Origin of the sequence: Sphingomonas sp. CROZ-RG-20F-R02-07 (assembly GCF_022662335.1) — a bacterium.
Taxonomy (GTDB): Bacteria; Pseudomonadota; Alphaproteobacteria; order Sphingomonadales; family Sphingomonadaceae; genus Sphingomonas.
Window position 1 is genome coordinate 1 of sequence record NZ_JAKNQJ010000027.1, and the last position, 13,587, is coordinate 13,587.

Genomic DNA, 13,587 nt, shown 5'->3' on the forward strand with positions numbered 1-13,587 from the left:
ACCAGTTCGGAAAGGTCCTACATGCTGCTGAACGCGGCACCGCCAGCGATCTAGGAACGATGCTTCGGCTGGGTGCTATCCGCGAGGGTCCAACTTTACGACCGCTCCGTCCGGCAGGTCGCGATTCTTCAGGTAGACCGAGGGAACCCCACAATCTACCAACGTCAGCCGGCGTGCGACGAACGGCCTGAACGAGGTGGCGTGAACGCGCTAAGGACCGCCGGGTCAACAGCTTGGCGGAGCCGAACCGATCGGATGGGTGCAGCGTTGGGGAAAGCGGATCGCATGTCGAAGCGTCGGAACGGTGCAGGTCCCACCTGGCCCCACCTCCGCGCGCTTATGACATGGCCGAGGTACGTGGGGTTGGTGCTCGTGGCGCTCGCTGCCCTACCTGCTGGCGCGCACGATAGGCCGCCCGTCGAGCGGGACACCTGGTATCTCCCGACGGCCGACCACGTCGCGCAGCTTTTCGTCGAGGAGCTCGGACCCAGGAGTGCGCCGCCGGTCATCGTGCTGCACGGCGGCTGGGGCGCGGAGCACTCCTACCTAGACGATGTGGTGCTGCCCCAGGTCGGCCCCGCCCACCGCTTCGTGCTTTACGACCAGCGAGGGTCGCTGCTGTCGCCAGTCCCCGACACGTCTTCGCTCAGCGTCCGGCAGCAGATCGAAGACCTCGAACTGCTCCGCGAGACGCTCGGCGAGGAACGACTCACGATCTTCGCGCACTCGCAGGGCACCTATCTGGCGCTCGCCTACGCTCAGGCCCATCCAGACCATGTCCGCTCGCTGATCCTCACAGGGACGGTCGTGGGTAAATCACCGGAAGGCGGCGACGATGCGTACATGGCGCAGACGACCGCCACCGCCCACGAACTCATCGCCCGGACAGCCGTGCAGCGCGAGATGGAACGGGTGCGTTCGACCGAGCCCGACGGTCCGCGCAGGGCGACCCACCTCTGGCGCATACAGTTCGCAGCCGTGAACCTCTTCCACGTCGAACGCTGGCGGGGGATGCCTGGCGGACGAGCGTTCTACAACCAGGCGAGCGCCGACGCGATCAGCGCGACGCAGCCGCGGATCCACGACTTTGAGCCGCTGCTGCTGAGCGGGCGCTTCGCAGTCAGCCTGATCAACGGCGATCACGACTACCTTGATCCCGGCGAGCGCTACTGGCGAGGCATGGTCGCCCGCGACCCCAGGCTGCACCTGACCGTCCTACGGGACGCCGAGCACAGCGCGTGGATTGATGCTCCTGCTAGCTTCCAGAGCGCCTTCGCCGCGGCGCTTGCACGATGACTGCAAGGGATTACGGCCCGCTCTCAGCCGAACGAGGCTAGCCGGACGCTCGTTTCCGCCCGTTGTGAATCCGACCTCCCCGGTCCGACTTTCCCAAATGCGGAGCGGAACTGATGCACGTGGCCCAGGCGGATTGTTACGAAGAGACCCTCCTGTTGCGCGGGAATCGCCGTTAGTGTCGGCGGATGCCCTTTACGCAAGAACGAGCACGAGCCCCGCGTTCGGCGCGGTGAGTATCCGGTGCCTCGAGACTTCGGAACTGAAATCGCCGGATAAGCGCGGCTATAGATCGACCATTGGCCAGTATAGGGCGTAGCGAGAAGTGAATTCGTTGATTAAGGAGAGTTGTTGAACGTGCTCGTAATCCTCGCCGCCGCTGCCGCCTCCTTCTCGCCAGCATCGACCGCTAGCGCCCTCGATCGGGCGGTCGCCGAATATGACTTGGCGCAGCAGAAGGGAGACGGGGCGGCGCTTCGTCGCCTCTTGTCAGACGACTATCTGCTCGTGAACAGCGGAGGCGTCGTCGAGACGAAGGAGGATTACGTCAAGGACCTGACGGCCCCCGACTTCCACATGGAGCCTTTCGAGGTGCTCCGGCCGATCTCCAGGGCTTGGTACGACGGGGCGATCAAGGGCGGGGTGGCCCTGCTCAGCGGCACGTCGGGTGGGAATGCCTTCTCGGCGTGTCTTCGCTTCGTCGATGTCTGGCGGCTGGATGGTGGCAAATGGCGGGTCACCTATTCACAGGCGGCCAAGGCAGCCCCGGCGGACTGCCGCCTGCTGGCGAAGTGATCAGGTCGGCAATGCGGATGAGGTTAAGCGAAGTGGTCCACAGAACGGCCATTCTCTGAACAGAGCACAACGCGGTGGTCGGTGCCGGGCGTTTTCGGTGTGCCGCTTCCGCGAGCAAAAAGCGGTGGGGTATGCAAGAAATTACAACTTCCCAAGTCACATACGACGCGGACGGCCTGAACATGGTGGCCCATCTAGCTCGGCCGCAAGGCGAGGGGCCTTGGCCTGCGGTTCTCATCGGACATGACGGCGTTGGTCTTGACGATTACCAGCGGAGCCGTGCCGATGATCTCTCCCGGCACGGCTATGTCGCGCTCGCGATGGACTTCCACGGCGGAGAAACCTTCTTCGGTCGGCCCGACGTTATGTTGGCTCGGACCATGCCCCTGCTGGGCGACGCGGAACGGATGCGGGTTATCGGTCGCGTCGCACTAGACGTTCTGCTGGCTACGCCCGGCATCGACGCCGATCGGCTCCTGGCTCTCGGCTATGGTGCTGGCAGCCGTATCGTCCTTGAGCTTGCGAAAACAGGCACGCCCTTCAAAGCCGTTGCGGTCGTTCACCCCGCCCTGCCGGATCCCGCAGCCGATGATTGGCGCGATGTGGACAGCACGTTCCTGCTCTGCACCGGCTCCGACGACCCGCTGGTCACCCCCGACCAACTGATTGCGTTCGGCCGCGCTCTACAGGAAGCCGGGGCCGATTGGCGCGTGAACATCTATGGCGGTGCCGAGCACGCCTTCTGGGCTCGCCCAACGAACCCGGATGGGACCCCCTGCGAAGGCCCCACGCATGTCGAAGCGACCGTGCCGGGTGTCAGCTATCACCCGGAACACGCCAAGCGCGCATGGCGAGCGGTTCTCGATCACTTCGGAGAACACTGATCGCTTGCGGCTGGCAGATTGGACTCCAAGGAATTCGGGGCACGATACGATGCATATCTGTATTGGTGGTGTTAGCTGATGCGTTTTCGCAAGTCCGTCCGCATTGCGGCGCTGCTTTCTTTTATGATGGTTTCCGCCGCGGCCACTGCGGGCCCGGTCGCCGGTGGGAAGGCGCGCTTCTGGTCCTCGGGCAGCAACGCGGACGTTCCGATGCGGATAGTCGACGGTCGGCCGGTCGTCGAGGCGACGATCCATGGACGAGGGCCGTTCCGCCTCGTCATAGACACGGGGTTCGCCGGCGAGATGGCGCTCTCGAAGGATGCGGCCGCGCGGATGGGCTTGACGCGCTCGGGCACCATGCGCGTCGGCGACCCCTCCGGTCGGAACACCATGGACGTGGAGGTGTATGCCGTCGACGACGTCCGCCTCGGCGGCATCGACTTCCACGCCGTCACCGCGTCCGCTCTGCCGCCGTCGCGTCCATCGGGAGGCGCCGTGGATGGCGTGGTCGGCATCGGACTGCTCCGCGATCTGCTGCTGTCGTTCGACTACGCCGGTGGGCGGTTCGCGGCGACCCGTGGCAGTCTCGCCGCTGCCGGCGACGCCCGGACGGTGCGCCTGGCTCGTGACCCCTCCGGCCTGGTGCGCCTTCCCGTGACCGTGGGCGGGCACGACCTAGATCTCGATCTCGACACCGGTAACGGGAGGTCGGCGCTCTCGCTGCCCGCGGAAGTCGTCCCGGCGCTGCAGACGCGGGGGCCGGCCCGGGCGATCGGGATGGCGCGGACAGTGAGCCAGGAGATCCCGATCATGGCGGTCGACCTGGCGGCGCCCGTCCGCGTCGGCGGCACCACCCTGGGTGTGTCCGGCATCACCTACCCTTCGCCCGCGCCGCGCGGGAACATCGGGTCGCCCGCCTTCGCGGGCACGGTCCTCCAGATCGACTTGCCTCACGGGTTGGCGAAGGTGACTTCGAGCGCGCCCGCGCGGCCGTAGAACCTGAGACGAACGCGGCTGAGCGGCTTCCTGCTGGGCTGCGGATATCAGCTTGGCTACCGTCGTGGTCCGAGAACTCGTCGCAGTCCTTGGTTGAGGGACTGGTGCTCCGTGCGAGTGACTGACCGCGACGTAGGCGCAATTCGGGGACGTGTCGGCGGGATGAACCCTCCGTCCGGAGGAGATCGCCGTCGTTCGCGCTACGCGCATGCCCGAAGTTCGGCTGTCACTTCGCGAAGGATCTGCGCCTGTCCCTGGGCTACCGCCCGCACGATGCGGGACGGTGTCTCGCTGGCCCAGGAGTCCAGCTCGCGCGCCTTCAGCTCAAGGCGCACCAGGATGTCCTTGTCGTCCGTGTGGATGTCGCTGTTCCTCATGTCTTTTCCCTCTCCGGGCTTCATGCCTACAAGGCCCCGCCACCGGCGCGTGCCAACCCGGCTCGTTCTCGGCGCGGCGTGTCGTGAGGAGCAGCTGAAGACTGCCGGGCTGTGGCCCAGGTAACTTGTCCGGGAGAGGCCCTCCTACTCGACGATCGGCACGGCCACTGACGCCGCATGCCGACCGATCTGGACAGCTGCACGCCGACCCCGAGGCCAAGCGTTGTGGCGATCCGCCCCCTCGGGGCGGCGGACGAGGAACGCTGGAGGTCGCTCTGGGCGGGCTACAACACGTCCTATGGCGCGGAGGTGCCGGAGGTGGTGACGCGCACAACGTGGCGCCGTCTGCTCGACCCGGCCTCCACCATGTTCTGTCTGGTCGCGGAGACAAATGGCTTCGTGGCGGGCTTCGCCAACTGCGTCCTCCACGACGGGACCTGGACCTCCACGGCCTCATGCTACCTTGAGGATCTCTTCGTCGAAGAGGGCTCCAGGCGGCGCGGCATCGCGACGCTGCTCATGGATCGTCTCCTCGGCGAGACGGCGCGCCAGGGCTGGTCGCGGTTCTACTGGCACACCCTGGCCACCAACCCCGCCAGGAGCCTCTACGACCGCTACGCCTCCGCCGACGCATACGTCCGGTACCGGATCTCCGCCCGACGCGCGGCGGCTCTCGGTTCCAGGGAGGGTTGATCCGGTGCCTTCGCGCAGCTCCGCCCCGGGCGCACGCATGGCGTTCGCCGCGTCGATCGTGGCGCTCGGCTGGTTCGTGGCGCCTTGTCACGCGCGCGCTCAGGAGCGGGTGGATGCACCGGCCGCGTCGCCGTCGACGCCGTCGAACGGCACGCTTCCGGAGGCGTGGTGGACGGGCTCGATGCTCTCCAACTCGGCCGCCACGCTGCCGAAGGGGCATGCGCTGATCGAACCCTACGCGTATGACCGGCTCGCCGGCGACACCGCCACCTACGGCTCGTTCACCTACATGCTCTACGGCTTGACCGACTACCTTACGGTCGGCGCGGTCCCCTCGTTTGGATACGCCACGGAGAGCGGTCGGCGCATCAGCTCGGGGGTGGGCGTCGGCGACCTGAGTCTCCGCGCCCAGCTCCGGCTGCGCGCCTCCGGTCCCTCGTCCTGGAAGCCGGCCCTGGCGGTCTCCCTCGCGCACAGCCTCCCGATCGGACGCTTCGACCGGCTGGGTGCCCTTCCTGGGAACGGTGAGGGCACGGGGCTCGCCGCGACCACGGTCAGCCTCTACGCCCAGAGCCTGTTCCGCACGCGCTCCGGCCGGCCGATCCGCGTCCGGCTGAACGCCTCCGCGACACTGCCCGCCTCGACGTCGGTGAGCGGCGTCAGCGTCTACGGCACGCCGGAGGGATCGAGCACTCGGGTGAGGCAGGCGACGACGATCAGTCTCGGCACGTCCGTGGAGTACAGCCTCTCCCGCGGCTGGGCGCTGGCGTTCGACGCGTTCAGCCTGCGGGAGGGCGGTCTCGCGCTGACGTCCAAGGATCCCGCGCTGCCGCCGTCTCGCCGCAACGAGCCGGGGTCGGCCGTCGTCGCCCTCGCTCCGGGCGTCGAGTACAGCTGGACGGCGAACCTCGGGGTGCTTCTCGCCGCCCGCTATGTGCCCGGTTCCGCGTCGCGTCCCGCCTCCTGGACGCCGGCGCTCGCGCTCAACGTCTACCTCTGATCGGACCTGACGACCCGCTCTTCGAGGTCACGTCCGCCCATCATCTTCGAAAGGACACTCGGATGAACATGAGAACACTGCTGATCGCCGCCCTCGCGGTGCCGTCGATCGCGGTCGCGGCGCCGTCCACGCCGGGCGCGGTGGCGCGTGCCGTGGCCGATCCCTCGCGCCCGGCCGAGGACGTCGCTCGCGACGCCAACCGTAGGCCCGCCGAGACGCTGGCCTTCATGGGTGCGCGGCCCGGCATGAAAGTCGCGGACTACATCGCCAACAGCGGATACTTCACGCGGCTCCTCTCCGACGTGGCGGGCCCGCGCGGACACGTCTACGCCGTCGAGCTGAACGAGATCGTGAAGTTCGCCAACGTCGCGAAGGGCTATGCGGGGCTCAAGGACTGGGCTGCGGGCCGCGCGAACGTCACGGTCTCGACGGTGCCGGTCTGCGACAGCCTCGGCTTCCCGGAGAAACTGGACCTGTTCTGGATCGCGCAGAACTACCACGACCTCCACGACAAGTTCCTCGGACCCACCGATGTCGGGCAGTTCAACCGCCGAGTCTTCGAAGCGCTGAAGCCCGGTGGCCTCTACGTTGTGCTCGACCACTCCGCCCTCGCCGACGCGCCAGACGACGTCACCGAGACCCTGCATCGCATCCGTCGGGACCGCGTGGTGAAGGAGGTCGAGGCAGCGGGGTTCGAGCTCGTCGGGAGCAGCGACCTGCTGGCGAACCCGGACGATCCGCGGACCAAGGAGGTCTTCGACGACACGATCAGGGGCCGGACAGACCAGTTCCTCCTCAAGTTCCGGAAGCCGAGGAGGTAGTCCGAGGTGGTCGAAGCCCCCGCCGAAGGCGTTGGTCCGCCCGCTCCGCCTCAGCCGAAGCCAGGCAGGATGCCGAGCTGCCCGGGGTTCGAGGACGACGCCGGGGAGTCGACGTCGTCGCGCAGATTGCAAGGATCGGGTCGCAACTTCCGGGAGGCGTCCCGATCGCGACGGGCGTTCCCGCTTGTCCGATCGCCCGATGCGATAGAGTACGCGGCCATGGAGCCGATCTTCGAACTGTCGCTCTCGCACGTCGAGGGGAGGATGACGGCCTGTAGGCTGATCGAGGAGCTCAAGGCCGCGATCCTCGACGGCAGGCTCGCGCCGGGTGCGCAGCTGCCGCCGACGCGCCGGGCGCAGGCGATGTTCAGGCTTTCGCGCAATACCGTCGCCGGCGTCTACGAGCGGTTGATCCATGAGGGTCTGGCGGAGGCGAGGCACGGCTCCGGCACGTTCGTGGCCGCACGGAGGAGCGCGCCGAAGACAAGGTCGGCCGCTTCGGTGACGTTCGCCGTCAACCCGATCTGGACGGATCCGGCGACGGCGTCGGCCATGGACTTCTGGTCGAACCCGAGGCTCGAAGGTGCGGCGTCCGCGACCGACTTTCGCCCGGCGCTGGTCGACTCCCGGCTCTTCCCGCTCGACATTCTCCGCCGCGTGGTCGCGAGGGAGATGCGGCGTCTCGAGACGCGTCCGCCGAGCTTCAAGGGGCCGCAGGGCAATCAGGGAAGCCATCGCCTCCGGTTGGGTATCGCGAGGCACATCGCCGTGACCCGGTCGATCGCCGCGGACCCGTCCGACGTCGTCGTGACGGCCGGAGCCCAGCAGGCCTTCGACCTCCTCGCCCGGGTTCTGGTCGAGCCGGGCCGCACGGTGGTGGCAGTGGAGGACCCGGGATATCCGCCCATGCGGATCCCGTTCCAGGCGGCGGGCGCGCGCCTCGTGGCGGTGCCAGTCGACGGGGAGGGGATGAGGGTTGACCTCGTCCCCCCCGAGGCCGGCGTGATCTGCGTGTGCCCGTCGCACCAGTTCCCGCTCGGCGTTGCCATGTCGGCCGAACGTCGGGCCGCGCTGGTTGATTACGCGCGCAGACGCGGCGCGCTCATCGTCGAGGACGACTACGACGGGGAGTTTCGCCACGAGGGCCTGCCCATCGCCGCGCTGAGGTCGGCGGAGACGGCAGACGTCGTGGCCTATGTCGGGACCTTCTCAAAGTGCATGCTGCCCTCGCTGCGCCTCGGCTTCCTCATGGCGCCCGAGGCGCTGCGTCCGGCGATAGTCGCGGCCCGCAACGCGTCTGACTGGCACAGCCCCACGCCCATGCAGGCCGGGGTGGCCGCGTTCATCACCGACGGGCACCTCGCGCGCCACGTGGGCCGGCTGCGGGCGCTGTACGGGGGCCGGCGCCGGCATCTCTCGCAAGGGCTCGAGAGCCTGCGCGATCGCCTGACCGTGCTGCCCAGCGCCTACGGCATGCACGTCGCCGCGACCGTCGGTGATGCCGAGGGCCTCGTCCGTTCCGAAGATGCCTGCCGACGAGCGGGGATCCAGATCCACACGCTTCGGCGCTACGGGCTTGCGACCCCGACGGTCGACGGGATCGTGCTCGGCATCGGCGCCGCCGACGAGGCCGACATCGACCGGCTGGTCGGAATACTCCGGGACACGCTCTGACAACTGCGGGACGGACTTGGCCGAATTGGCCCAGTCGCCTTCGGGCCGATTGCCCCTTCTTGCCTCAAGCGTTCCCGGGTTAGCGGCCCGGACGCGAAGAGATGAGGCGATAGGAAGCATGGGTCGGAAGATGAGGAAGGCGCTGGCGCTAGTGGCGGCCGTCGCGGCGACCGGCGTTGGCACGGCCGTTCTGGCGCAGACCGTGCCGAGTGCCCCCGCGAACGCGGCTTCCGCCCCGCGCGACGGAGCCCACGACTTCGACTTCAACTTCGGCGTCTGGCACACGCACATCACCCGGACGCCCGATCCCTTCGGGGCGCCCGCCGCGAACTTCGTAATGGACGGCACAGTGACCGTGCGGAGGATCTGGGGGGGAAAGGGGGCGCTCGAGGAGATCGAGGCCGACGGACCAAGGGGGCACTGGGAGGGCATGACCCTCTTCCTCTACAATCCGGAGGCGAGGCAGTGGAGCCAAACCTTCGCGAACAGCGCAGACGGCGCCCTCCAGCCGTCCATGGTCGGCTCGTTCTCTGGCAGCCGCGGAGAGCTCTATGGGGCGGACACCTTCAAGGGGCGCGCCATCCTAGTGCGCGGAACCTGGTCGATCGCCGGTCCGGACGCGCACCGCTACGAGGAGGCCTACTCCCAGGATGGCGGCAGGACCTGGTCGGTGGCGTTCCGGGGCGATCTCACGCGGATCTCCTCGGAGGCGCCGAAGCCGGCGGCCGCGACGCCGCCGACCGCGGACGACGGGCCGCATGCCTTCGACTTCGACATGGCGCGCTGGCGGACGAGCACCTCGCGTCTGCAGAAGCCGCTCACCGGCTCCACGACCTGGACGCAGATGCAGGGTGTGACCGACGTCCAGCCGGTGTGGGGAGGCAAGGCGAACCTTGCGGTGCTCGAGTCCGAAGGACCGAACGGTCCGCTCCAACTGATCTCCCTGCGCCTGTACGACCCCGTCGCAAAGCAGTGGAGCCTGAACTTCGCGACCAGTGGCGTCGGGGTGCGCAGCGTCCCGATGGTGGGCTCGTTTGAGAAAGGTCACGGGACCTTCTACGACCAGGAGGCCTACAACGGCAGGATGGTGTGGGTCCGCTTCTCAATCTTCCCGACCGGCCCGGACTCCGCGCGGTCCGAGCAGGCATTCTCCGCAGACTATGGGAGGACGTGGGAGACCAACTTCGTGAACCGGTACACACGTCTTCGGGGGTGACCGCAAGAGGTTCAGTCGACGCGTCGCGTTCCGAGTAGTCCAGATTGTCGGCTGATCAGTCTTAAAGGTCGTGACGGCGCTCGTCGACGAAGACGGCGAGGTCGCACGGCGCCTGCCGCAGACCCGCGAGCTTTGGGCCCGCATAAGTCGCGTGATCACGGACGTCACCCGTGCCTTCGAACATGCCGTTGATCGATCAGCAGTCGCCTTGATCAGCGGAGGGCATATCCTCGAGCCTCAACTGAAGGATCAATGCCGATGCCACGGATGCTCCAATCAGCCGTTCTGGCATTCGGGGCCATGGGAGCAGCCAACGCGACGCTGCCAGCGGCTCTGGAGCCGACGAGGCGGTGGTAGCGGCTGCTGGCCACGATGAAAACGCCGAGGTTGCACATCGTCGTTCGTGTCATGCCGCCTTCAAGTCCCCGCTCCATGGTCCGATCTAGGGTCACACAGCGGACGACACGAACGGTTTTAGCTATGAGGATGGACCGGACCGTCGGATCACAAGCGTCCGGGCTGTCTCGACGAACGGCGGTTCGGATCGTGACGACAGCTCCCATGCCTCAGCGATGGTAGCGAGCGACCTTGCCCGCTCCGTACTGCCGGAAGTCAGCCGACGCCGCGAACTCCAGCATGGCCGCATACGCCGGGTCCTCGGCGGGTGACGGGAACAGACCGTCGAACGTGCAGGCCGTGCTCCAGTCTCCTGGCGCCAGCCTGAATGCGCAGACGACCGTCTCGGCGAGCCGATTCTGGTGATCGGAATGCCCTCCGAGGAAGAACGATGCCTTCTGCCGGCGCGGACGCATCGCGGGTAGCCCGAACTTGTCGAGTTCCTCGCATGTCTGCGTCGACATGTTCAACGAATGGGTGACCTGCTGGGAGGCGAAGATGACCGGCCATTCAGCGGAGTGATCGTCCCAATCGCAGCTTCGCATCGTCGTGTAGGAGGAGATCCCGTCGATCGTCTGGAAGCGGTTGGTGGCGAACCAGAGCGCGACGTCGACGTCGTCGGTGACGTCGAGGCCATGGCTGGGGAGACCATAGTGCTGAGCAAGCGCCATGACCGCGTAGTCGATCGGCGAGGTGATCAGCATCGACTGTTCTCGCCAAGCGGTATGTTTCCGCAACGACTCCATCGGGTCCGGGGTAGCTCCAAGGATCCTGTCCTGGATGTAGTACCGCAAAGCGAAGTGAAGGGCATCGTAGTCGAAGTTCGTGCGCGCGGCCGAGGTGATCAGGGAAGGCTCTCGCGAAGTCGAATCACCGAACAGGAGCGCACGCACCTTCGGGTCACGCTTCAGTTCGTGAAGGCGAGATTGCCCCCGAAAGTGCATCGCTTCGGCCCGGAGCGGGATCTCGGCGATCAGGCTCGCCAGCTGATCTCGGTCTTGCACATTGATGATAGGAGCGCAGTAGTGCTTGCACCTTATCAGTTCAGTGGTGGCGTGCGCCTTGTAGAAATCAGCATAGTGGTCACGCAGCACGTCCTTGCGCCCCAGCAGGCCCCTCTTCACGAGAGGGCGGGCGTAGAAGGGCGCGCGATAGTACTTGTCGACAAGCAGCCCGTGATGCCGCGGCTTCTTCAGATCCTTGATCGCCTTAGTGAGGTAGGGAAGGTTTACGCCCGACCACTCGTCAATCGGAAGCGCGCCAAAGACGGTGGAGTCACCCTGGGCGTTTAGAAGCGGCGCAGCCAGCGAAGCCGGAACAGCGATAAGGCCGCTTCGCGTTAGAGCGGCGGCATCCGTGGCCCCGTACCGCATCCGACGGGCATACTCCTCGTTCTTCTCCGGCTTGCGACACTGGGGATCAGTCGCGTAGAAGCTGAAATACTGAATGGCAGTCGCGCCGCCGACCCACGCGCCGAGTGAGGCAGCTGCATAATGATGCCTGGTTGGCTGAAGGCGTGATGCCTGGTCGAGCGTGGCTCCGATGCCCTTCTCTTTCCCCGCGCGGACACGTTGATCCAGCATCGTCGAGTAGCCTAGAATGAGCCTCGCGAGGTGCCCGAGGAACATGCTGTAGGCCACAGGCCAGGGCGTGGTTTCTGACCAGCGCAGGTGCTCGGCGCCTTCGGCTACCATCCAATTCTGTTGACCTGCTGCAAGCAGTCTTCGAAGGTTCTCGGCAAGAACCGGGGCCGTCTTGAAGACCGTTGAGCGGGCGAACAAATCGACGGCGGCAGGGGGAATCTCGATCGATCGGATCAGGCCGCGCCATGCTCCGATCAGGGCATCCCGCCGATCGCCTCGCGGAGAAACCAGCAGAAGATCGTACGTGCCCCCCTCCTTCGCGTCCGGGTGGGCGACGAACTTCTGCAGATCCGTCAGGTCGACTGACAGGATCGGAAAGCCGAGCTCTAGGAACACTCGCCGGAAGACCTCCTTCGGTTCGAGCATCTCTGGTCTGGCCATGATCTGTAATCGTCCCGCTTCTTCAGATTTCCAGCTACGAGAGGTTGGAGCCGGCGCGCAAGGCAGCCCAGACGAACGACCGGTTCAATCGATTGAGGGGATTGGCAGCGTAATCGAAGGGATCGTCGTAGAAATCTCTATCGACGACGGATCCCAACTCACCCTCTCACATCAAGATCAGCAACAGCGACCGCGCCACCAATGCGAGCGTCGGCACGATCAGCCGGCACCTTGATAATACTGGCAACCGGATATGCCGACTCCCGCCGCTCGGCATCTCGTTCCGAGACTGCTTGTCGCGTCCTGCGAGCGGACGTATCACTCCAAGCTGTTGGATCAAGCGGCCCGACATGACGATGGGATTTGCGCCTTGAACGATGCGACGACAAAGGGGTTGGTGTTCGTCTCGTCCTGCGAAGATCCAGACAAGCTCAAGCGGATGGCGATTAATGCGCGCCGGCTTGGTGACGCGCAGGTCGAGCGGGCCGCGACGCTGAAGTTGTACTCGGTGCTGCCCTCGGCAGAGCCCGGAACATTGGAACACGATGTCTGGCGCAGCATCTATGCGCTTGAGGGTGCGCTCAAGGACGAGCGGGGCAGAACGACGCTCCTCGGACGTACCCGCCAAAAGATCGCCCGCCATGGTGAGGAGCGGACCGTCGCCGACTTGGTCGTCGGCCCTGCGTCGGACGGATTTCGTATGCTGATCGACAGAAGCATGGTCGATCACACCTTCGAGGCTGTGGCACTTCGTCATCCAGACCGCTTCAGCGACGCTGTCAGAAAGGCAGCGGCGGCGCGGCTTGCCGAGTCGGGTTTCTGAGACGGATGAGGGGACGGCAGCGACCTCGACACTCAAGATGTCCGGCCTAGGCAAGTCAACGGCTAACCCGCAACCGCGAAGGCAATGCGATGCGGGTTCTGCAACGGTCAAACCGCGTCCCCGCAACCAACGCTATGGAACTACAGACGCCGCCCTCACGGGCGGCGTTGTCGTTTGTGGCTCAGCCCACCAAATTCGATACCTTAGCGACCACCTCGGCCTCGGGGCCGCTCTGCCCATCAGGGTATATCGTCACGCTCTCGATAAGCGTCGACAGCACTCGGAAAAGCGCTCCAGCACGATGACTTCCTCGCAATTGCAAGTGAGCCGAACCGGACGCCGGTCCAGGCCTGGAAAGCGCCGACGCCGATCCTGTGCGCTACTCGGCCATCCGGACGGCGGCCGGTACATGCCGGAGCCGTCGCCGAACGAGGCTGGTGATCGCTACCCTGGCGCCACGCCCGACATTTTGCCGCCTTCGTTCGATGCCGCGATGCAACGTTGGCGATCTGTATAGTTCCATCCATCGCGTCGCAATGTCGACCCTTCTAGGACGATGCGGAGGGAGACCGACCTTGAAGCTGCTGCTTGTCGA

12 protein-coding genes are annotated in these 13,587 nt (G+C 66.2%); 10 read left to right on the plus strand and 2 right to left on the minus strand.

The window, feature by feature from the left end; all coding sequences use genetic code 11:
- Positions 1 to 357 precede the first annotated feature (357 nt).
- From L8H00_RS18060 to L8H00_RS18075, 4 genes are all read left to right on the plus strand, one after another.
- Positions 358 to 1,296, plus strand: a complete 939-nt coding sequence (locus L8H00_RS18060; protein ID WP_242098694.1) for an alpha/beta fold hydrolase — start codon at positions 358 to 360, stop codon at positions 1,294 to 1,296.
- 354 nt (positions 1,297 to 1,650) lie between these two features.
- On the plus strand, positions 1,651 to 2,088 hold the full coding sequence (locus tag L8H00_RS18065) for a nuclear transport factor 2 family protein (RefSeq protein WP_242098705.1): 438 nt from the start codon (positions 1,651 to 1,653) through the stop codon (positions 2,086 to 2,088).
- A 131-nt stretch (positions 2,089 to 2,219) separates the two neighbouring features.
- Positions 2,220 to 2,972, plus strand: coding sequence for a dienelactone hydrolase family protein (locus L8H00_RS18070; protein ID WP_242098695.1), 753 nt, complete (start codon positions 2,220 to 2,222; stop codon positions 2,970 to 2,972).
- A gap of 78 nt (positions 2,973 to 3,050) precedes the next feature.
- Positions 3,051 to 3,968 carry a retropepsin-like aspartic protease gene (locus L8H00_RS18075; protein ID WP_242098696.1) on the plus strand — a complete coding sequence of 306 codons (918 nt, stop codon included), beginning with the start codon at positions 3,051 to 3,053 and terminating at the stop codon, positions 3,966 to 3,968.
- Between the two features lie 200 nt (positions 3,969 to 4,168).
- On the opposite strand, the gene L8H00_RS18080 is transcribed toward L8H00_RS18075, so the two are convergent.
- Complete coding sequence (locus tag L8H00_RS18080; RefSeq protein ID WP_242098697.1) at positions 4,169 to 4,345, minus strand: hypothetical protein; 177 nt, start codon at positions 4,343 to 4,345, stop codon at positions 4,169 to 4,171.
- Between the two features lie 177 nt (positions 4,346 to 4,522).
- Between L8H00_RS18080 and L8H00_RS18085 the strand changes: the two genes are divergently transcribed.
- The 5 genes from L8H00_RS18085 (at position 4,523) to L8H00_RS18105 (ending at position 9,749) form a co-directional block, all read left to right on the plus strand.
- Complete coding sequence (locus L8H00_RS18085; RefSeq protein WP_242098698.1) at positions 4,523 to 5,038, plus strand: GNAT family N-acetyltransferase; 516 nt, start codon at positions 4,523 to 4,525, stop codon at positions 5,036 to 5,038.
- Positions 5,039 to 5,075: 37 nt separating this feature from the next.
- Positions 5,076 to 6,038 carry a transporter gene (locus L8H00_RS18090; protein ID WP_242098699.1) on the plus strand — a complete coding sequence of 321 codons (963 nt, stop codon included), beginning with the start codon at positions 5,076 to 5,078 and terminating at the stop codon, positions 6,036 to 6,038.
- 68 nt (positions 6,039 to 6,106) lie between these two features.
- Positions 6,107 to 6,859, plus strand: coding sequence for a methyltransferase (locus L8H00_RS18095; RefSeq protein WP_242098700.1), 753 nt, complete (start codon positions 6,107 to 6,109; stop codon positions 6,857 to 6,859).
- A 219-nt stretch (positions 6,860 to 7,078) separates the two neighbouring features.
- A complete protein-coding gene (locus tag L8H00_RS18100; RefSeq protein ID WP_242098701.1) occupies positions 7,079 to 8,533 on the plus strand; it encodes a PLP-dependent aminotransferase family protein in 1,455 nt (484 codons plus the stop codon).
- 130 nt (positions 8,534 to 8,663) lie between these two features.
- A complete protein-coding gene (locus L8H00_RS18105; protein ID WP_242098702.1) occupies positions 8,664 to 9,749 on the plus strand; it encodes a hypothetical protein in 1,086 nt (361 codons plus the stop codon).
- Positions 9,750 to 10,315: 566 nt separating this feature from the next.
- On the opposite strand, the gene L8H00_RS18110 is transcribed toward L8H00_RS18105, so the two are convergent.
- Positions 10,316 to 12,169, minus strand: a complete 1,854-nt coding sequence (locus L8H00_RS18110) for an FRG domain-containing protein (protein WP_242098703.1) — start codon at positions 12,167 to 12,169, stop codon at positions 10,316 to 10,318.
- Positions 12,170 to 12,539: 370 nt separating this feature from the next.
- On the opposite strand from L8H00_RS18110, the gene L8H00_RS18115 reads away from it, so the two are divergent.
- The gene (locus tag L8H00_RS18115) at positions 12,540 to 12,992 is read left to right on the plus strand and encodes a hypothetical protein (protein WP_242098704.1); all 453 of its coding nucleotides are present in this window, start codon (positions 12,540 to 12,542) and stop codon (positions 12,990 to 12,992) included.
- Positions 12,993 to 13,587: the final 595 nt, after the last annotated feature.

Bases quoted from the DNA above. Each gene is read 5' to 3' on its own strand.
- L8H00_RS18070 (WP_242098695.1), top strand. From the start codon at position 2,220: ATGCAAGAAATTACAACTTCCCAAGTCACATACGACGCGGACGGCCTG.
- L8H00_RS18075 (WP_242098696.1), top strand. From the start codon at position 3,051: ATGCGTTTTCGCAAGTCCGTCCGCATTGCGGCGCTGCTTTCTTTTATG.
- L8H00_RS18080 (WP_242098697.1), bottom strand. From the start codon at position 4,345: ATGAGGAACAGCGACATCCACACGGACGACAAGGACATCCTGGTGCGC.
- L8H00_RS18085 (WP_242098698.1), top strand. From the start codon at position 4,523: ATGCCGACCGATCTGGACAGCTGCACGCCGACCCCGAGGCCAAGCGTT.
- L8H00_RS18090 (WP_242098699.1), top strand. From the start codon at position 5,076: ATGGCGTTCGCCGCGTCGATCGTGGCGCTCGGCTGGTTCGTGGCGCCT.
- L8H00_RS18095 (WP_242098700.1), top strand. From the start codon at position 6,107: ATGAGAACACTGCTGATCGCCGCCCTCGCGGTGCCGTCGATCGCGGTC.
- L8H00_RS18100 (WP_242098701.1), top strand. From the start codon at position 7,079: ATGGAGCCGATCTTCGAACTGTCGCTCTCGCACGTCGAGGGGAGGATG.
- L8H00_RS18105 (WP_242098702.1), top strand. From the start codon at position 8,664: ATGAGGAAGGCGCTGGCGCTAGTGGCGGCCGTCGCGGCGACCGGCGTT.
- L8H00_RS18110 (WP_242098703.1), bottom strand. From the start codon at position 12,169: ATGGCCAGACCAGAGATGCTCGAACCGAAGGAGGTCTTCCGGCGAGTG.